15 protein-coding genes are annotated in these 19678 nt (G+C 65.0%); all 15 read right to left on the bottom strand.

Translation table 11 applies throughout. The annotated features are described in order from the left end of the window. Positions 1-12: 12 nt before the first annotated feature. Positions 13-918 (bottom strand): hypothetical protein, encoded by a 906-nt coding sequence (locus tag ACXMYJ_RS15650; protein ID WP_260755495.1) that lies wholly within the window; start codon positions 916-918, stop codon positions 13-15. Then, on the bottom strand, positions 905-1972 hold the full coding sequence (locus tag ACXMYJ_RS15645; RefSeq protein ID WP_460357462.1) for a polysaccharide deacetylase family protein: 1068 nt from the start codon (positions 1970-1972) through the stop codon (positions 905-907). Before ACXMYJ_RS15645 ends, ACXMYJ_RS15650 begins: the two co-directional genes overlap by 14 nt. Beyond that, complete coding sequence (locus ACXMYJ_RS15640; RefSeq protein ID WP_460357459.1) at positions 1969-3138, bottom strand: glycosyltransferase family 4 protein; 1170 nt, start codon at positions 3136-3138, stop codon at positions 1969-1971. Before ACXMYJ_RS15640 ends, ACXMYJ_RS15645 begins: the two co-directional genes overlap by 4 nt. 2 nt (positions 3139-3140) lie before the next feature. Continuing rightward, positions 3141-4454 carry a nucleotide sugar dehydrogenase gene (locus ACXMYJ_RS15635; RefSeq protein ID WP_460357456.1) on the bottom strand — a complete coding sequence of 438 codons (1314 nt, stop codon included), beginning with the start codon at positions 4452-4454 and terminating at the stop codon, positions 3141-3143. Between the two features lie 20 nt (positions 4455-4474). After that, entirely contained in the window at positions 4475-6652 is a 2178-nt protein-coding gene (locus ACXMYJ_RS15630; protein ID WP_460357453.1) for a heparinase II/III family protein, read from the bottom strand. Next, on the bottom strand, positions 6645-8360 hold the full coding sequence (locus tag ACXMYJ_RS15625) for a hypothetical protein (protein WP_460357450.1): 1716 nt from the start codon (positions 8358-8360) through the stop codon (positions 6645-6647). Before ACXMYJ_RS15625 ends, ACXMYJ_RS15630 begins: the two co-directional genes overlap by 8 nt. After that, positions 8357-9592, bottom strand: a complete 1236-nt coding sequence (locus tag ACXMYJ_RS15620; RefSeq protein ID WP_460357448.1) for a glycosyltransferase family 4 protein — start codon at positions 9590-9592, stop codon at positions 8357-8359. The genes ACXMYJ_RS15625 and ACXMYJ_RS15620 overlap by 4 nt, the downstream gene beginning before the upstream one ends. Next, a complete protein-coding gene (locus tag ACXMYJ_RS15615) occupies positions 9589-10740 on the bottom strand; it encodes a glycosyltransferase (RefSeq protein WP_460357445.1) in 1152 nt (383 codons plus the stop codon). Before ACXMYJ_RS15615 ends, ACXMYJ_RS15620 begins: the two co-directional genes overlap by 4 nt. Next, on the bottom strand, positions 10737-11816 hold the full coding sequence (locus tag ACXMYJ_RS15610) for a glycosyltransferase family 4 protein (protein WP_460357442.1): 1080 nt from the start codon (positions 11814-11816) through the stop codon (positions 10737-10739). Before ACXMYJ_RS15610 ends, ACXMYJ_RS15615 begins: the two co-directional genes overlap by 4 nt. Further along, on the bottom strand, positions 11809-13320 hold the full coding sequence (locus tag ACXMYJ_RS15605; protein ID WP_260755504.1) for an O-antigen ligase family protein: 1512 nt from the start codon (positions 13318-13320) through the stop codon (positions 11809-11811). The genes ACXMYJ_RS15610 and ACXMYJ_RS15605 overlap by 8 nt, the downstream gene beginning before the upstream one ends. Next, the gene (locus ACXMYJ_RS15600; protein ID WP_460357439.1) at positions 13317-14738 is read right to left on the bottom strand and encodes a P-loop NTPase family protein; all 1422 of its coding nucleotides are present in this window, start codon (positions 14736-14738) and stop codon (positions 13317-13319) included. The genes ACXMYJ_RS15605 and ACXMYJ_RS15600 overlap by 4 nt, the downstream gene beginning before the upstream one ends. Further along, complete coding sequence (locus ACXMYJ_RS15595) at positions 14738-15721, bottom strand: NAD-dependent epimerase/dehydratase family protein (protein ID WP_260757824.1); 984 nt, start codon at positions 15719-15721, stop codon at positions 14738-14740. Before ACXMYJ_RS15595 ends, ACXMYJ_RS15600 begins: the two co-directional genes overlap by 1 nt. Before the next feature lie 71 nt (positions 15722-15792). Beyond that, entirely contained in the window at positions 15793-17274 is a 1482-nt protein-coding gene (locus ACXMYJ_RS15590) for a sugar transferase (protein WP_443188338.1), read from the bottom strand. Positions 17275-17374: 100 nt separating this feature from the next. Further along, complete coding sequence (locus ACXMYJ_RS15585; RefSeq protein ID WP_260755507.1) at positions 17375-18187, bottom strand: NAD-dependent epimerase/dehydratase family protein; 813 nt, start codon at positions 18185-18187, stop codon at positions 17375-17377. Positions 18188-18790: 603 nt separating this feature from the next. Further along, the gene (locus ACXMYJ_RS15580; RefSeq protein ID WP_460357436.1) at positions 18791-19642 is read right to left on the bottom strand and encodes a hypothetical protein; all 852 of its coding nucleotides are present in this window, start codon (positions 19640-19642) and stop codon (positions 18791-18793) included. Positions 19643-19678 lie beyond the last annotated feature (36 nt).

Raw genomic sequence — 19678 nt, 5'->3', positions numbered from 1 at the left:
TGGAACGCCGTGTCACCAGCGCATGCAGGTGAGCTCGCTGTACAGGAAGTCGATCTGGTCGGGGCGCAACATGTCGCTGCGGAACATCTTGGCCCTGGGCGACACCCGTACTGATCGCGGGAAGTCGCCGGCGACCACGTGTGCCTCGATGAGTGTGGCTGCGATACCGTGACGCAAGAGCAGGTGCCGGAAGAAGTGGGGCGCCGCGGCCCGGAACAGATCGGTGTCGCTCACGTACACCAGTGACGCGAATGACCGGATGTTCTTGCGCCGAACACGCCGGAAGACCACGTGGCAGGTCTGACCGCCCATCACGATCGCGACATGTCGCGCCGCCGCGGCGCGGGCGTGGTCGCGGTAACGCGCCAGGTCCTCACCGTTGAGGACGCTCGCGATCGTCTTGCGGCGCGAGTAGATCCGGATGCCTCGTCGGCGGATGGGCCAGGGCAGATTCGCAACGGCACACGTCGTCGTGTCGAGGTACACGAAGCCGAGGCGAGCGTTGAGGACTTGCACGTCCGACGACGGGGACAGATCAGTGAAATGATAGGACTTCTGCCGCAGCAGAGCCCGCAGCAGGCTCAGCGCATGTGACCGGTACCGTTCCGCCACGCACCACGTCGTGAGATTGCAGAAGCGGTGCCTGACACCGTCGATCCTCCGTTCGGAGTAGATCGCGAGGTGGGCGCCCACCACCCTGCCGTCGCAGCGCAGCATGAAACCGTAGTTGGGTTGCTCCACCTCCCAGCTCGGGACGACGTCGGATGCCCACCGTTCGACGGGCACCGCAGGGTCGAGCTCGTCATGGAGAAACTGTGCCACCGCGGGCAGGTCCGCCGCCGTGATCGGCTGCAGATGGACCTCGAGCTCGTCGGCTGGGGCGGGTATCAGCCGGTTAGCCGCCTCAGACAGTGACATCGCTGGCCGCTTCCCCGACATCCGAATTCAGCGCCGGGGCCTTGCGTTTGCGCCCAGGACGCAATGAGAAGCCGGAGACTTTCAACTTGAACACCGCGAAAGACTGGTCCGTCGAAAATCCCATCCGGGGCAGCTCGAGCGGATCGCTGCGGGCATCGACGAAACCGTTGGTCGTGGTGAGCGCCCACCGTATCCCGTTGTTTCGCAGCACTTCTTTGGCGCGATCGTCGTAATCCTGCTCGCATCCGTTCGGGTAGGCGAATACGGCCGGGGCCCGGCCGGTGTGGTTCTCCACCGCGCGGCACGATTCTGTGATCTCGTGCCCGACCTTGTCGTCGTCGCAGCGGGCCAGGATCGGATGGGTGACGGTATGCGGGTAGAGCGTGACCAGCCCGTCGGCCGCGAGCGCGGCCGCCTCATCCCAGGACAGCAGCTGGAAGGGTCCGCCGTGTGCGGCCGACTGTGCGCCCAACGCACCGACGACGGAATCGACTCCTGTGATCCGCTCGGCCTCGGGAAGCTGTTTGAACAGCTGTGTGACCGAGTCCCTTACCGTGATCCGTTCGGCCTCGGTAGACAGGGGGCATTTCCCGAGACCTAGGTGCGAGAGGTCGATCTCGGTCCGGTTCGTCTGCGCGAAGGCACTCCACAGTCGGTCCGGCCACAACAGCTCGCTCGTGCCCATCGGCCCCGTCGCGAGAAACACCGCCGCAGGCACGGCGAGCTCCCGCAGCACCGGTGCGGCATTGGTCAGGAGGTTTCGGGTGCCGTCATCGAAGGTGACCGCAGCGGCACGGCCGGGCAGTGTTCCGTCCCTGAGCCGGCCTAGCGCCTCCTCGAGTGGGAGGACGTTGAAGTGTCTGCGCACGTAGTCGAGGTCGCGCCGAAGTGTGGCGGTGTCGATGACCCAGTCGCACGGTGGAGACAACGGCTCGCTCTCAACACCGTGGAACATCAGGATCGCCAGACGGTGGGAACGCCGCCATCGTGCCAGGATCGGAACTCCGAGTGCGCACAGCGACCGGGCAGCCAGTTCCTTCAGCATAGCCTTCATCGTTTCTCCTGGATCACAGCCATCTGATATGCCTCAATGGTCTTCGCGGCCACCGTCTCGGCCGAGTACCGGTGCAGCGCGAGCTGGTGCGCACGGCGCCCGAGCGTCCGTGACAGTCGTTCGTCCACAGCTACTTTGAGCATCCGATCAGCAAGCATCGCCTCATCACCGGAGTCCACGAGGAAACCGGTCTCACCGTCCTCAACCATCTCCGGTATGCCGCCGACGCGGCTTGCGATGACGGGTTTTCCTGCGGCCATCGCCTGAGCGACGATCGTCGGCGCGTTCTCCTGGTGCGAGAACAGCACGACAGCGCGGGCTCGGGTGAGCTCCCGACGAAGCTCTTCGTTGCCGACCGGGCCGACGACATCCACGCCGTCGTCGAGGCCGAGAGCTTTGATTCGGTCCAGCACCCGCTCGGAGTAGCGCTGGTCGGGGTGTGGGCCGACGAGTGCCAGCGTTGCCTCGGCCAGTGACATCCGCACCTGTGCGAACGCATTCACCACGCCGAGCGGGTTCTTGTTCGGAGTGAACACACCGGCGAACAGCAGTCGCGGAGGCGTCGGCGGCGCCGGTGCCAGCGCGAAGAACTCTGGGCCGGTCGCATTCGGGATACTCACCCGAGCGCCCCTGATCGGCACATCCAAAACCTCGGTGTCCCACTGCGAGAGCGATATGACGACTTTGCCGCGACGCAGCACCCGCCGCTCCAGGCTGCGGATCATGCTGTCCCGCAGCGTGCCTCTCAGACCGGCGTTGTCCGTGGTATCGGTACTGTGGCCGGGCAGTGTGACCCCGTGGACGGTGATCACCGCGTCGCGGCTGCAGTGCTGCGCGATGGCGCCGTACAACCCGATCTCCTGTCCATGTACCACGTCTGGGTTTACCTGGGCCGCCAGCTTGCGGGCCTTCCGCCGGTCCAGGAAGCATCCTGTAACGGTCCGCCATCGGCGTTGACCACGTAGGTAATGCACTTCCACCTTCGGACCCTCGCGCCGGTAGCCGGTTGACGCATCACCCTCGTGGAAGCGCAGCACGGTGACACTTTCGATGTCATCGCGGGCAGCCAGCGCGGGCACCAGTGTGCTTGTCGCCGACTCGATTCCACCGCTGACCTTTCCGGGCTCGAGGGGATACGGTCCCATCATCAGGACTTTCAGACCCATGCTCACCACCCGATTCCCTGATAGTGCGGTGTTCTGCGCAGGAGTTCAGCACCGGGCAATCGCACCAGATCCACGATGAACCGCTCGGATCCTGCTCGGTCGATGACATCGACGACCTTGGGGTCGCGCGATCCGACGACCAGCAGTTCACCGTGCTCGAACACAGCATCGGCGTCGTCGGTCAGCAGGTCGCCGATGTGGGGAAGTTGCTGACTGATAAAGGTCTTGTTGGCACCGGTCAGGCGCGACAGCACGACGGTCGGGTCGTAGATCTTGACGTCGAACCCCTTGCCGATCAGCCGTTCGGCGAGTTCCAGCATGGGGCTGTCGCGCAGATCGTCGGTGCCCTGCTTGAACGAAAGTCCGAAGATTCCGACCCGATGCAACCCGGTGGCCAGAACAAGGTCCACGGCTCGGCGCATGTGGCTCTCGTTGGACGCCAACAGGTTCGCCAGCAGGGGAACGTCGAGATCGTTTCGGCGCGCGGTGTGGGTGAGCGCACGGACATCTTTGGGCAGGCATGACCCGCCGAACGCGAAGCCTGGCCGCAGGTAGGCCGTGCTGATGTTCAGCTTCGTGTCCGCGAGGAAGATCTCCATGACGTCGTGGGAGTCCAGGGTCAGCGCCGAGCAGATCGCGCCGATCTCGTTGGCGAAGCCGACCTTGAGCGCATGGAAGCTGTTGTCGACGTATTTGGTCATCTCGGCGACCTTGATCGGCACTTGGAACTGCCGGCCCGGAAGGCCGTCGTAGAGTGCTAGCACGGTCTTCCCACTCCGACAATCAGTCTCGCCGACAACGGTCTTCGGCGGGTTGAAGAAGTCCTGCACGCTGGTCCCCTCTCGGAGGAACTCCGGGTTGACGCACACGCCAAAGTCCACTCCAGCCCGTTTACCGGAGACCGACTCCAGTCGGGGGATGAGAAGCTTCTCGCAAGTTCCCGGAATCATGGTGCTGCGATAGACCACCACATGCCAACGGTCCTTCTTGGCCAGGGCCGCGCCGATCGCGTCGGTGACCTGTTCGAGGTATTCGGTGGACAGTCCGCCACCATGGGCAGACGGGGTACCGACGCACACCAGTGACAGGTCGGTGTGCAGGACGGCGGTTGCCGTATCGGTGGTGACGGTCAGGTTTCCCGTGGCGACCGCCTCGGCGGCAAGGTCACCCAGTCGTTCCTCCACCACCGGTGAATTACCGCGGGCCAGGGCGTCCACCTTGTCCTGGTTCACGTCGACACCGATCACCCGATGCCCCTGCGCAGCCAGGCACACCGCGCTGACGCAACCGACGTAACCGAGCCCGAACACACTCACCGAAGTCAACATCCGACCACTCATGATTTTCCCACCAATCCCAGAACCGAAGAAGAAGATGACGAAGGCAGCCCGTGCACGGCCCCGGCTCGGCTGGTGCCTATCGTCAGGACCCGTTCCGAACACTGGTCGAACCAGCGGACGGTCAGCGCCGAACCATTCCGGACGATGCTGGGAACCAGGGGGTCCTCGCAATCGCCGGTTCGAAGCAGTGACACCACTGCCACAGGAGCGGCGGCTCGACACCGGATGCCGACCAGCCATGCCGGTGTCCTGTTCTCAAGCCGACCCGACCACCACCCGAGTCGGGACGAGCTGTCTGCCCGAATCTGTTCGCAGTCGAATGTCACAGTCGCTGCGTAGTGGAGGCTCAAGACAGCTGCCCCCTCTCTGGTGACGAGGTGCCCACACGTCGTGGGTGCCACCTCGCAATCGGGATGCAGCGGCCAGGCCACCGCGATGTCATGCTCGGAGCGGCCGTCGAGGAGATCCACCACGGCCACCGTCAGCTCGCCTGGCGGCGCGATGATCCACCGCCGGTGCCGCACCGGGTCGGCGATCCGGAGGTAGCCGTTGTGCTCGGCATCGACAATGCCGCGCGCGAGATCCACTGCGTGCACGGTGGTCTGGGCATGACTGCGCCAGAAGAAAGGTCCACCTTGCTGTGACTGGTCGATGCCGTCCACACACACAGTCGGGTGAACACGGGTGCCCCGGTGGACCGACCGCACCACGGGGTCCCCGTAGAAGCTACCGGTCCCCGGGTCGACGATCAGCTCTCGGCCCTCGACACTCAGCGTCACCGAGAGCGCATCGGCGTGCCCGTGTGCCGCGGTGGACAGATAGCCGAGCGGACCGACGTCGACCGTCAGGCGGCGCCTCGCGCTTCGCAGCACCACCATCCCTCCGTCGGCAGCGTAGCTGCTCGGCAGCGCCCCGGCCACGCCGACCCTCGCACCGATCCCGCTGATGTCGGTGCCGAGCGCATCAGCGAAACACGCAGCGGTCACGGTGTTCTCACCATGCCTCGCTATAAGCTGGTCACCAGTGGTCGCCGCCACGATTCCCAGGTGCTGCCGCACGGTGCGCTTGGGCTCGGCGCCCAGCCGGAGTGCGAAACTGTCGTCGTCATCCCCGTACCGCGGGTCGGGGTCCTCCGAACCGACCAACGATACAAGGTAGTTCGCACCACGGCTGAGCGCCGCGGGCAGGGCCGCGGGCACGTCGTGACCGCCCAATCGCAGCAGCACCACCACCGTGGCCAGCATCTCGGCGGTGAAGATCTGGTACGTGACCGACTGCTCCGCACCGGCCCCGTCGGCCAGGATCAGCCGTTCGGCTTCGGCTGCCATCGTGTCCAGCGCAGACCTGAAAAGAGCTGCAGGAAAGCTTAATTCGGGAAACAATAGATGGATGGCAGCCAGGCCGGACATCTCGCCGATGAGGTGGTTGTTGGCCGAGCTGAAACGGGACCGGGCATGCCAGCAGTACCGGGCACTGACGTCGAGCATTCGGACCGCGCGCCGGTACCGCCGCGTGGTCATCGCCGGCGAGTGTCGCAGTCCCTGCAGGGCGATCCCCACCGACGTCGCCCTGATACCTGACTCGAACGCACCACGCCAAGCGATCCCGGTACCGACCGGGTTCTGATCCAGCCACGAATCCAGCTGGTCCAGGGCGGTCTCGGCGAAGTTCGGATCACCGGTAAGCAGCCAGGCCTGCGACAGAATGGGTAGATGCTGGAGCCGGTTGAGTTCCCAGATCCATTTCGCGTCGCTGGGTGCCACCCGGTGGTCAATCCGATGGCCGGGGGCGGTGGGCCAGCGGTAGCCGCTGTTCGGGTCGAAGTTCCAGTCGACGGCCGTCCCCACGTTCACGGTGTCGTAACCGAGATAGGTGCGCTCTCCTGCCAACAGGCGGCCGGCTTCGGCGAGCAGTCGTTGCATGGCGTCGGGGTGTGTCTGTGCCATGCGCCGGGCGCGCTCCCGGTCGAGCAGCACGGGCCGGGCCGCGCTGCGCCGGAACTGCTCCCGCAGGTCGTCCCAGTCGACCGGCGTACCGGAGAGCATCTCTGCGTCGGGGTGCTCGCGCAGACCGTCGCGGCCCGTGAGCGCGTCGATCAGGCGGCGGGTACGCCACACCGCCTCGCGGGGGGACATTCTTGCCGCGCGGCCGGCGTACCAGACCAGGCTAGACACCGCCGGATCCTTCGAAATACCGTTCCGAGAACGCCGACGGCTCGACCCATTCGACGGAGGGCATGGCCTCCAGCTTGTCCAAGATGAGGGCGCGCTGGGAGTCGAAGTCCGGATCCACAGACTCCTTGAAAACCAGCGCGCTCTTCGGCGGATGGGTGAGCCGTGGCGAGACGTGGATGCGCAAGCCCGCGGCGGCGGCGGAGTCCAGGGCGGCCTCGAACCTTGCCGTGTCGTGCGGTCCGCGCACATTGAAGAAATTGAGATACTCGAACCCCTGGCGGTCGGCGTCGAGCATCGTCCTGAAATCGGACTGGATGTCGTCGAAGCCGACGACCAGATCGCCGGGGCCCAGCGCGTTCACGTACCCGTCGGTGACGAGATCGATGTCGTTGCGCGGATTCCAGTAGAGCAGCACCGATCCCACCAATGTGCTGAGGAAAACGCACGCCACCGCGGCCTTCAGCCACTGCAGTGGGTGCTTGGTCCCGGCGGCGCCCCAGGCGGAGAGGATGGCCAGCAGCGGCAGTGTCCACACCGAGAACTCATCGGAGACGCCCTCCCACCAGGCGAAGAACAGCACCTGCGGGACCATCGCGACCGCGATGAGAAGGACCAGGCCCCTCTCCTTCAGCCCGAACCACAGGCCGCGCACCGACAGCATCACGACAAGCAGCACTCCCAAGACCGCCGCGACCGCGGCCAGGACCGCGACCGGGGCCGGGACGTCGCGGACGAGATAGGGCAGCGGGTATGTGGCTCGTTGTGGATACCGGTCCTGGACCGCCTGTGCCACTTCTGGACTGCGAAACATCACGTTCGTCGACACCAGGGCTCGGGTCTCGCCGGCGGCGATGTTCACCAGGGTGCCGGCCCCCAGCTGCTTCTGGTCCTCGCGAGGTTCGAAGGACTCGACGTAGCCGACGCCGAACTGGACGAAACCGTGCCGTTCCTCCTGCGGGACCGACTGGTAAGCAGCGGCGTACATCGTTAGCGCCAGGACGCACACAGCCGTCGGTACCCCGACGCCGATCATCGCCCGTCGCTTCGCGGTGGAGATGCGCATCAGCAGCACGGCCGGAACCATCCCGAGTACGAACACGACGTGGGCCTGATGGTGGGCCAGCATGGCGGCGAAGGCCAGGACCGCCCCGGCGGCATACCACCGTGCGCTGCGTGTGGTCAGAGTAGTGAGCCCGGAATAGACGCAATAGACACCGATCGTCATCAGCGCGGCGGCCGGAACGTAGACGTCACCCGCGATCGAATAGGACCAGTAGCCCGCGCTGACGGCGCACAGGAGTGTTCCCCACAATGCGGTCCTGCCCAGTCCGGCGCGTACCATCAGCCGGTACAGGATCGCCAGGCCGACAGCGCCCCACGCCGCCGAGTAAAGCGCAAGCATCGACACCGGATTCACGGTCAGCCCCGCGCCGGCGAGCAGGTGATAGAGCCACCTCATCGGGTTCAGGTACAGGTGATGGCTGTTGATGAGACCGCCCGACTGGGTCAATTGGTATGCCCAGGCCAGGGAGTCGTCGGCGTAGTTGTGATTCTGGGTCGGCAGTAGCCCATAGACCAGAAGCGGTCCGCAGAAGACGGCAGCCTGAGCAGCCAGGCCCGGAACACGCCCGAGGGCCTGGTCGGCCGGGCGGACCTGGACCAGCTTGTCGTGCGACAGCACGTCGAGCAGGTTGCCGGTGTGGCTCACGCGACCTCACCGCCGGTCACCAGAGCATCGGGCTTCTGCCGATCCACACCGAGCAACTCGCGGTAGAACCGGATGAGGTTGCGGCTGGACACTTCCCACGAGAGTTCCTGTTCGACACGCCGGCGCCCGAGCTCACCCATGCCACGGCGCCGCTGTGGATCCTGCAACAGAGCGTCGATGGCCCGCGCGAATGCGAGTTCGTCGTTGCCCGGAACATATATCGCAGCTTCACCGGCGGACACCCGCGCCTCAGTGAGGTCGAAGGACACGATCGGCCGGCCCATCGCCATGTACTCGACGACCTTGTTCATCGTCGATACGTCGTTGAGGGGATTCGACGGGTCCGGCGACAGACACACATCGGCGGTCGACAGGCAGCGTTGGACGAACTCGTCGGGAACCCGCCCTGGAAACTCCACGATGTCAGAGATGCCGAGCTCTTCACCGAGCGCGACCATGTCGGGCAACACGTCGCCGGCTCCCATGAAGATGCAGTGGAAGTCGTCGCGTCCGACTTCGTCACGCAGCAGCCGCACCGCGCGTAATGCGTAGTCGACTCCGTCCTGCGGCCCCATCACGCCGAGATACGCAAGCAGAAAGCCCTTGCCACGCCTCAGATCGCCGTCCGGCTGCTGCGGCATGAAGCGACCGAGATCGGGTGCGCTCCGGACGACGGTTACGCGGTCGGGAGACATGCCGCCGCGCTCTATCGCGACCCTGCGGTAACTCTCGTTGGCCGAGATCACTGCATCAGCTGCGGCGAACGTCATCCGCTCGACGGCTCGCGTCAACCGGTAGAGAAGCTGTCCTCCGCCTGCGAACCTGGACAGGAACAGCTCGGGCACCAGGTCGTGGTGGTCGAAAACGAACCGCGTTCCGCCAGGCCGCAACATCAGTGCCACCAGGAACAGCAGGTCCGGAGGATTACACGCGTGCACTACGTCGACCCTCCCCTCGCGACGGACCTTCACCGCCAGGCGCAGGGTGTGCCAGAGCGCGAACGTGTACTCACGCAGATAGCCTTTCGGCCCGCCCGTGGCAGGTCGTAACGGATAACGCAGGATCCGGACGTCCTCTATCACCACTTCCCGCTCGGTGTCCTGGCCGGCCCCGGTCGGGCAGATCACGGTGACCCGGAAGCCCGCGTGGGTCAGCGCCTGCGCCTCCTGCCACACACGACGGTCGAACGGTACAGAGAGGTTCTCAACCAGAATCAGGATGTGTCGCTTCATGCGTTGGCTCCGTCCACTAGGGCGTACTGGGAGGTGACGAGTTCCTCGATCGCGCTCTGGGCTGCGTCCACGCTGCGGTCGAGTCGGAACTCGGCCTCGACACGCCGGCGGCCGGCGCGACCCATCCGACGCGCGTCGAGTGGGTTGGTGAGCAACGCGACGAGCCGGTCTGCAAGTCGCGCAGGATCTTTCGGCGGTACGAGAAACCCGGTGGTTCCGTCCTCTACCACTTCGGTGACGCCACCGACCGCGGTGCACACCGCGGGGCGAGCGCAGGCCATCGCCTCGAGGAGCGCCATCGGCAGGCACTCGGTGGTGGACGTCAACGTGAAGACGTCAACCGAACGGAGGAAGCGGTCGATGTCGGACCTCGCGCCCGCGAAGTGCACGTGGGCGGTGATCCCCAGGGTCTCGCAGAGCATCTCCAGATCAGCACGGCATTGGCCCTCGCCGACGAGCAGGAACTCGGCATCGGGCACCTTGTCGATCACCAGTCGGGCGGCCTGCAGGAATGTGGCGTGGTCCTTCTCGGGCCGGAGTGACCCGAGGATTCCCACCACCGGAGCGCTGTGCCCGATCCCGAACTCGGCGAGCGCTCTGCGGTCGGTGCTGGCCTCGAACAGCGTCGGGTCCACACCGTTGTGGATGATCCGGATCTTGTCGGCGGCGTATCCACGCTCGTCCACCAGGAACCGGCGTTGGACGTTGGCGACCCCGAAATACGCACTGGTCCAGTGACTGAGCCCGTGATCGACCAGCCGGTGGACCACGCCACGAGGTGTGATCTCAGTCGCGTTGTGCACCCACACGATGGTGTGCCCGACGCCTGCGACCCGCGCCGCGATACGGCCGAGCGTCTCGGCGTTATAGCCGGACATCACGACGACGTCGGTCTGCTCTTGCCGGAAGATGGCCACCAGTTCCCGGATCGCCTGCCAGATCTGCCATTTGGCGAGGTCCAGCGCAGTAGCCGGGATGCCGGCAGCACACAGGTCGCCGAACATGTCCCCCTCTCCGCCGATGCAGACGACCGACGGCCTGAACCGCACCGGATCCATCCTCGGCAGCAGCGTGGTCAGATGCCGCTCGGCGCCGCCGGCCTTCATCAGCGGGACGATGAAGGTAGCTCTGATCGGTTGCCCGGTCATCCGCACACCTCCCGGTACAAAGCGTCGAGTCGACGCGCGATCGTTTCGGTGTCGAACTGGTCGCGGATCCTCACGTGTGCGGCTGCTCCATAGTTGGCGCGGACGTCATGGTCCCCGACGACCTGCCGCAGGGCTTCTGCAAGGGCCTCCGCGTCATCGGGCGGGATCAGGATTCCGGCACCGCCGCCGATCATCTCCGGTAGGCCGCCGACGTCACCTGCCACGACACACAGGCCGCGGGCCATCGCCTCGAGGACGGCCATCGGCTGTCCTTCGTTGCGCGAGGGCAGCACCAGTACTTGTGCGTGGTCCAGCAGATCGCCCACCTGATCCTCGGAAAGCCAGCCGTGTACGGTGACCGTTTCCTCCAGGCACAATTGCCTGACACACTGCCGGGCTCTGGCGACTTCGCCGTCCCCGGCCAGCGTCAGGGTGGCCGTAGTCCCGCTTGCGGTGACGAATCCGGGCTCGCACACCAGTTTCGCCCACGCCTCCAGCAGGGTGAAGGCGCCTTTGTGGTCGCCGATCCGGCCCAGAAAGAGCACGGCAACCGGTCCGCCTGAGGGCTGATCCACAGCCGGGGAGAGTTCAACACCGTTGGGAATCGCTACTATCCGGGCATCCGGGACGATCAGCCGCATCCGGTCGGCCCACATCTGCCCGAGGGCGACGAAAGCGCTCGCCCGGGATATGGTCGCGCGGGTCAGCATCTGGATCAACGGCGGCGAGTTGTCGTAGTCCTGCGGGAACCCTGAACCATGCATGTGGAAAACGACCGGAGTTCCGGTGATCCGATTGATCCAGAACAGAAGCGCCTTACGGGCGAAACTGCCTCTGGAGCTGGCGTGCAAGTGGATGACGCTGGGGCGGAACCGGATCAGTTCGACGACGAACTTCAGCATCCCGAGCACGAACATCGCGATCTTCACCGTCACGGTTCCGTCGCGGTGGGTGGTGATGTGCCTGATGTTCCAGTCGTCCCACAGGCGGGTGCGCTGCATGGCCCGGACGTAGGAAGCGATACCGCCTCGCGTCTGCGTGCTGGTGGACACCCACAGTGCCTTCTGCTCAGCCATGATGCCGCAGCTCCCGCTCAGCGCTACCGGGTGTGCCGATGGTTGCGTTCGTGGTCCGTTCGGACCAGCCGACGGCGATGCCGAGGACAAGGAAGGTTGTGGCTGTGGGGAAGTCGAAGTAGCGAAGGTCGACAGTCAGTCCGGTACAGATCAGGATGACCATCGCCATGATCGCGATTACGGCAAGCGGTCGCCCACACAGGTCGCGGTCCGAAAGCCTGCGATAGGCATTGCGGAGCCGGAAAGCGATGAGCGTCAGCACAGACAGCCAGAGCGCGAGGCCGATCCCGCCGAGCTCGGCGAGCAATCCCATCTCGTTCGAGTGGGCTACCTCGCCGTAGCCCCCGACCCAGGGCACGTCCTGCGACCATTGTTGGTGGTGGTGGGTGTTGACCTCCGGAAACCGGCCGATCCCCCAGCCCACCAGGGGTTTCTGGCTTCTGGCCCACAACGCGGTCTCGATATCGTTGAGCCGTGATTGGATCTCGCTCTGCGAGGCCACGCCTCCCGCCTCACGGTCGCTGCTGGTGAATGTCGACCAGTTCATCAACGCCGCGGTCGCCACCACACCGAGGACAACGATGAATCCGCTGCGGAATCCCTTCGCCAAGAATGCCCCGACGAACAGCACGAGCAGTGCGCTGAGCCAGACAGCGCGGGTGTAGGTCAGATAGATCCCGACACCGCACAACGCGGCAATGAGTGCGCTCGCCCATCTCTGCCAACCGGGATCTCCTCGCCGACTGAGGAAGAACATCGCGATCGCGAAACCCAGCGTCAGCACCATCCCGTTGACAACCGGCTGGTTGAAGATTCCGACCGCCCGGCCCTCCCACGCCGGATCGGTCACTATGTAACGCGGCCAGACCCAGCCACCCAGCCCGGTAAAGGGCATGATGCTCACTGCGGCCGAGTAGGTCGCCAGTGTCAGAATTGTCCAGAGCAACCCGCGAACAGCAGCAGGACGGTCAAAAGTGAAGCGGCCCACCACATACAGCGCGAACGGGATCATCGTGGCGACCACGATGAACCGAGCGACCGGCAGCGGGCCGCCGTTCATGGTGTCGGTCGCCGGATACTTGTGCGGGGATACCATCGAGTAGACGTTCCACAGCAGGAACAGGCCCATCACACACTCGACCGGTCCGAGACCGCGGACCCGATCGGCGGTGCGCTCCAGCCACAATGCAGTGGCCAACGCCAGCAGCGCGAACACCACCAACCACAGTTCGACCGGAAGGTCGCCCAACGAGGCCAGCGGCGTCCTCAGGAACAACGTGACGGTCATCAATGTCACCGCGAACGTGGGGCTCCTCAGCGCGTATCCTCCGAGGCCGGCGGCCGCTGTCACGATGATCAGCGTCAAGCCCGGGTCGGATGGCATCACCACCACTGCCGCGCAGACAGCGGCTGCGCAGCCCGTCATCAGGCCCACGGCGAGCAGCCGCTCTGGGGGCCGGTGGGATGCGGCCGCTGTCGGCGGTGCCTCGTGCAGACTGCTCATCGCTGCTGATCCAGCAGTGACGAACGGTCTGCGACCTCACCGGCCCCTTGCGACAGCGCCAACTGTGAGTCGGCGTTTCTCCGTCTCCGGCCGTCCACCAGTACAGCACCCAGCAGAATTGCGTGGTCCCTGGCCAGCGCCTCGGCGGCTGCGGTCACGTCACCCGACCGCGTGGTCCGCTTGCCGACCACCAGTATGGTGAGATCCGCAGCGGCGAAGAGCGGGTGAGACTCGATGGAGTCTGTGATCGGCGGTGCCACAACCACGATCGTGTCTGCCCCCATCCGCAATTCGTCCAGGACCGCGTCGATACGTTCGCGACTCATCAGCGGGTACCGGTCGGCCACCATCGGGCCCGCCGGCAGGATCTTCAAGGACTCCACTGCGGAATCCGTCAACGCGCTGTCGACCAGACTGCAATCGGCCAGCACATCGTTGAAGCCGGGATGGGTTGCGGGCAGAGAAGTGTCGTTGTTTGCGTACACCAGTACCGTTCGTCGCCCCTGTTGAGCAGAAAGCCGAGCGAGATCCTCCGCGAGATCCTTTGCTCCATGTGCTCCGCGGCAATCCGTCATCGCGATGACCGCTGACGCCGGAAGACCCTGAAGGCTGATGAAGTTCGCCAGCATCCGTAACCGGTCTTCCCGCAACCGATTTCCTCTTATGGACCCGGCGCGCGGCACCTCGATCAACGGATCGACACCGGTCTTGTGCGCGAGGTCGCGCGCATTCATCAGGCGCGGCGACAGGGCTGCCAGGCCGAGTGCGGCCACGGCTCCGAGGAACAGTCCGCCCAGCGCGCCGGTGGCTACCTGCAACGCAAACTTGGGTTCCATCTTCGTGACGCCGGCTCGTAGCTGCAGGTCTCGGAGCTGATCGGTGGCATCGGCACGCATGTCGTCCAGTCGTTCCTGGAGGACCGGCACAAGCGGGTTCATGCTGCCGTCCGGCTCGCGCTGTGCTTTGAGGGCCTGGACTTGGCGCTCCACATCCTTGATGTCCCTGGCGAATCTGGCGTTTCGAACCGAGTTGATGTCGTCGCGGAACGCCGCTGCCATCTGTTGTGCCGCAGTCTGCGCGACCTCGGGATCCTCGGCGGTTGCCTCGATCGTCAGGATCGGGCTGGCCGCTACGGTCCTTGCTTCGAAGGACACACTGTCCGGAACCTGCGTGCGCTGTCGCAACCGGCCAATGGTGACGGGCTCGTTGAACAACGTCGCGTACCCCACCGCCATGGTGGCGTCCTGCTCAGGTGTTCTCTCCGGCGAGGATTGCACGAGGAGGGACTTGCCCATGTAGGTGGCGTCGGTGTCCGACGAGTGAACCGCGGTCGCGAGCACAGTGAACGCGGCCACCAGCAGTACTACCCACCACCGCCGCCGGATCTGTTCGAAGTGTCGCGCCATCTGGGAGTTCATCAGGCGTCAGCCAGGACGACCGGCTCGGGATCCAGCACCCCGCGCAACCAATGGATCGTGTTCTTGATCCCGTGTTCGACGTCGACGGCCGGCGCCCACCCGAGATGACTCCGCGCCTTGGTCACGTCCAGCGCGATCGCCTGCACCTCTCCCGTGCGTGCGGGTTCGTAGCATGGCGGTGGCGTCCCACCGACTGCCTCGGCGACCAACCGGTGCACGTCGTTGGTGCTGGTCTGTCGGCCGGTACCGATGTTGTAGATCCCGGGCGCCGCCGTGTGGGAACGGCCGGCGCGCACGAACGCGTCCACGACGTCGTCAACGTAGACGTAATCCCGGCTGGCGGACCCATCCCCGTAGACCGTCACCGGATATCCCCTCAGCAACCTGCTGCTGAAGATCGCGATCACCCCAGCTTCCCCGTGCGGGTTCTGGCGCGGTCCGTAGACGTTGGCGAGGCCGAGACTGATCGGCAGTATGCCGTACATGCCCGCGTACGCATTCAGGTACACCTCACCGGCGTACTTGGCTGCGGCATAGGGCGACAACGGATGCGGCGGCGTGGTCTCGGGTACCGGGAGCTTGACCGGTGCACCGTACCGGGAGCCACCCGATGCCGCGTAGACGATGCGTCCCACACCGGCGAGCCGGCAGGCTTCCAAGACGTTGATGGTTCCGAGCACGTTGCAGCTCGCGTCGTGCTGAGGATCAGCGACTGAGGCCCGCAGGTCAACCTGCGCGGCGAGGTGAAAGACCACGTCGGGGTGCGCCGCGGCGACGATGTCGTTGAGCGCGGACGCGCGCACATCGACTCTGGTGAAGACGAAACGACCGCTGGGTCCGTAGCGGCGGCTCGCGTGCTCCAAATTGGTGACCACGCCAGTACTGAGATTGTCGATGCCGACCACCTGGTGACCCTCGACCAGTAGCCGGTCGACCAGCGTCGATCCTATGAAGCCGGCAGCGCCGGTGACTATCGTTCTTATCATTTCCCGATCCCTATATCCCTCAATACCTTTGGCTTTCGCCCTAGCAGTGCAACAGGCACTGTGTCCCCTCAGTAGGCGCCTTTTCTCATCAGGACCGCACGCAACGTTTTGGCGATGATCACGACATCGCCGACCATCGACCAGTTGTCGACGTAAGACAGATCGAGCCGGACCGACTTGTCCCACGAGAGGTCCGAGCGACCGTTGACCTGCCACAGTCCGGTAATCCCAGGCTTGACCAGAAGCCGGCGCAGCACGTCGCCGTCGTAGGCCTCGACTTCCCGGCGCAGGGGGGGACGGGGCCCGACAACGCTCATCTCCTGCCGCAGCACGTTGAAGAACTGGGGTAACTCGTCGATGCTGAAACGCCGTAACAGTCGGCCCACCGGAGTGATACGTGGATCATCCCGGATCTTGAACAGCAGTCCGTCACTCTCGTTCTTGGCCATCAGGCTCTCGAACTGCTGGTCGGCGTCCTGGACCATCGTGCGGAGCTTGAGCATCGAGAACGGTCTGCCGTCGATGCCGATCCGCTCCGAGCAGTAGAAGATAGTGCCCTTACTGGTGATCTTGATGATGATCGCCGCGAGGATCAGGATGGGCGACGTCACTGTCAGGGCGACCAACGCGAAACAGAAATCGAAGGCACGCTTCTGGAATCGCTTCGCGCCGCGATACTGCGGCTTCTCGACCTGCACCAGCGGCAGCCCCGAGATCGGACGCATCACCAGCCGCGACAACGCCACATCGACCACACCCGGGGAGACCATCAGGTCGACGCCCATCGGTTCGAGATCCCAGATGAGTCTGCGCAACCTGTGCACCCCGAGGTGCCCGGTACCGGCGAGCGCGACGGTGTCCGCACCGTAGGTGCGGATCGCCTGCAGCGCATGGTTCTCCCCACCCACGATCGGCACCTGCCGGCCGGCCACCGTGAGGTGTTCGCCCTGGGGCGCACCCAGACCCGGGATGCACACGCCCACGACGTGATACCCGTCCGTCGGGTCGGTCGTCAGTTCGGCCGCCAGATGCGCCGCGGCAGAGTGGTCTCCGATCGCCAGTACCGCGGTCTGATATCTGCCCTCGGCGCGCCGGGCGGCCACGTGTCTGCGGCTGAGCCATCTGCTCAGTAGCAGGCCGATCGTCCCGGCGGGTAGAGCGACGGCGAGATATCCACGCGAGATCTCTAATTTGACCAGTAGTTCGGCGATCGCGAGCGCACCGAACGTGGTGAACGACGCCGCGGCCACACGCCGGTATTCTTCGATCCCAGCACCGATGATGGTCGCGGACCTCGTATGGAACACAGCCAGCGCCGTCAACCACAGCAAAGCGATGAGCACTGATGACACTGTCACATAGAGGGTTTCGTACGCCGGCGAGGTCAGTGTGGTGCCGAACCGTACGTACTGTGCGAGCACCACGGCTGCGATGACGACGATGCTGTCGCTGACTGTCAGCCGCGCCGCATATTGTCGTTGCCAGCGAAGGCGCTCGACCACCGCACCGGGCAGGCCGTCGAGCGCGGTTGGCTGACCAGATTCGACCATCCGCGCCACAGGCTCGCGCACCAGTGATTCTCGAGTGCGCAGCGCCGACGCGAGCGCGCGGCGGGTCCGGCCACGACTGACGACCTCTGGGTGTGCCATCTCAACCCGCCATCTCGTCTGACGGGCTGTGCAGCGATTCGAGCGTCCGCGCGATTCCCTCAGCTAGATCGACCCGCGGCGTCCATCCCGGAAGGGACATCGTTTTCTCAACGGTGCCGACGCCGTATGTCCCTGGGGCGATGTCTGTCGCGCAGCCGGCATGAATCAGCGCGTGTACGGCGTCGTCGACGTAGATGAGCTCGCGGACCTGCCGGCCATCGTCTCGCGCACTGACCGGGGGCCACGTCATTGCCGTACCGCCCAGGGTGCCGATGACGTGCACCGGGCTATGGGAGTTCTGCCTGGGCCCGTAAATGTCTCCGAACGCAAGGCATATCGAACTGATGCCATACCTAGCCGCATAGGCGCGGAGGTACATCTCACCAGCCAGCTTGGCCACAGTGTGCGGCGAGCCGAGATCGCCGTGTGCGTCCGACGTGCCTGCGTACACGATTCTGCGAACGTCTGTCCGCCGCACCGCTTCACACAGGTTGATCGTGCCCAGAATATTGCTTCGTGCGTCGAACTGCGGGTCCCCGACGGCGGCCTGCGGATCGCTCTGAGCAGCGAGGTGGAAGATCACTTCCGGGTTGACACCGGCGACGATACCGATCAATTCCGGCGCCTGGACGTCGAGTTTGATGAGCTTGAAGCGGCCGTCGTTACCCTCGCCGCAACGGATGGCGTTCTCGAGGTTGGCCACACTGCCTGTCCTGAGATTGTCAATGCCCACGACCTGATGCCCCTGGGACACAAGGTGATCAACCAGGGTGGAGCCGACGAACCCCGCAGCGCCGGTGACTACAGTGCGCATGGCCGCGTGTCCCTCTCGGCTCCGATCTGCGGACGGTCGCGGTGACCGTTGTCGACCGACATACGCAGCCATTCAGCGCCGCTCACGACAGCTAACTCTTCAAGCACCCTTCAACTATCGGTTCGCACCCGTCCGCAGTACATGGACCGTCGGATCGATCTTTCGAGTGGATCCGCGAACTAGTTCCTGGTCTGACCGGATCTCCTGAACTGTTGTCCGACAACTTTTCCCGCGGCAGAGAGCGGCGCGGCCGACTGTCACCAGTCGCGCTTGGCAGCACTGCGAGAACCCTGGCGGCCGAGCCTCAGAACTACATCCGGGCGTCGGCTCATACCGGACCGGCGGCTCCAGGTCCGACTTCAGCGCATCGGCCGGCAAATACACCGTGTTCGTCGGAGCAACACGGGGCGCCTTGGTTACCCCGATGCAGGATCCACCGGGGGGTCTTGGGGTATCCGCGAGCGAAGTCGGAGCAGAAGCGCCACGTTGACGGCCAGCAGGGCGAGCAGGATGCCCGCGGCCGCGGAGACGACGAATACCATTGCGATCGCCAATGCCTGCGTCATCACTGTTTGCCCTTCCGTCACCTTGACTCACGCCCTGTCACCAGGGCACGCACGCGAGCTCGCTGTAGAGGTAGTCGATCTGGTGTGGCTCCAGGCCGGCACCGCGGTACATCTTGGGTCTGTCCCGAAGTCGGAACGACATCAACGGCAGCCCCGGCTCGCCGCCGATGACGCGCCGCTCGATCAACGTCGCGACCAGTCCGCGACGCATCAGCAGATGACGGGTCAGCGGCACCAGCGCGCGATGAAACAGTGCGGTATCACTGACGTACAGAATCATCGCGTAACCCAGGCCGGACCCGTGGCGGAACTCCCGGTACATCACGTAACCGGTTTCGTCGCCGTGCACCAGCACCACGTGTCGTGCTGCGAGCGCTCGCGCATGGTCGCGGTAGAGCTGCAGCTCGGCACCGACAAGCGTGTTCTCGATATCGCGGTGGTCGGTAATCACTCTGGTTCGCCGCGGCACGCTCGGCCACGGCACGTTAGGGATCAGTGCGGCGGCGGTGTCCAGGAAGGAGAACTTCATCCATGCCAGGATCTCCTGCGAGCCGCGGTTGGGCGTCAGCACGGTGAAGTGGTAGCTGTCCTGTGCCAGGATCGCGTTGACCAGGGACATGCTCGCGGAACGGTATTCGGCAAGCACACACCAGGTGCCGATATTGCAGAACCTCTCGACACGGCCCTCCCGGACCCGCTCGGAGTAGAGCGCCAACACCGCACCGACGACACGCTGACCGTCCTTGAGCATGAAGCCGTGATTGGGCCGGTTCACCTGCCACTGCGCACTCGCGCACGCCTGCATCCACCGAATGTTGCCATCGTGATTGTCCCTCAGGAAGTCCGCCACCTCGGGCAGGTCCTCATCGGTGATCGCGACGGGCGTCATGTCACGGCGGTTGCGCCCGCGGCGATGCACTCTGCT

The sequence above is a fragment of the Mycobacterium sp. ZZG genome (genome assembly GCF_054786995.1).
The sequence above is the reverse complement of the archived record's forward strand: the minus strand, read 5'-3'. Positions and strand labels throughout refer to the sequence as shown.

Coding starts and splice junctions, on each gene's coding strand:
- ACXMYJ_RS15605 (WP_260755504.1), bottom strand. CDS start 13,320: ATGAGCAGTCTGCACGAGGCACCGCCGACAGCGGCCGCATCCCACCGG.
- ACXMYJ_RS15645 (WP_460357462.1), bottom strand. CDS start 1,972: ATGAAGGCTATGCTGAAGGAACTGGCTGCCCGGTCGCTGTGCGCACTC.
- ACXMYJ_RS15610 (WP_460357442.1), bottom strand. CDS start 11,816: ATGGCTGAGCAGAAGGCACTGTGGGTGTCCACCAGCACGCAGACGCGA.
- ACXMYJ_RS15640 (WP_460357459.1), bottom strand. CDS start 3,138: ATGGGTCTGAAAGTCCTGATGATGGGACCGTATCCCCTCGAGCCCGGA.
- ACXMYJ_RS15600 (WP_460357439.1), bottom strand. CDS start 14,738: ATGAACTCCCAGATGGCGCGACACTTCGAACAGATCCGGCGGCGGTGG.
- ACXMYJ_RS15615 (WP_460357445.1), bottom strand. CDS start 10,740: ATGACCGGGCAACCGATCAGAGCTACCTTCATCGTCCCGCTGATGAAG.
- ACXMYJ_RS15580 (WP_460357436.1), bottom strand. CDS start 19,642: ATGACGCCCGTCGCGATCACCGATGAGGACCTGCCCGAGGTGGCGGAC.
- ACXMYJ_RS15650 (WP_260755495.1), bottom strand. CDS start 918: ATGTCACTGTCTGAGGCGGCTAACCGGCTGATACCCGCCCCAGCCGAC.
- ACXMYJ_RS15585 (WP_260755507.1), bottom strand. CDS start 18,187: ATGCGCACTGTAGTCACCGGCGCTGCGGGGTTCGTCGGCTCCACCCTG.
- ACXMYJ_RS15590 (WP_443188338.1), bottom strand. CDS start 17,274: ATGGTCGAATCTGGTCAGCCAACCGCGCTCGACGGCCTGCCCGGTGCG.
- ACXMYJ_RS15620 (WP_460357448.1), bottom strand. CDS start 9,592: ATGAAGCGACACATCCTGATTCTGGTTGAGAACCTCTCTGTACCGTTC.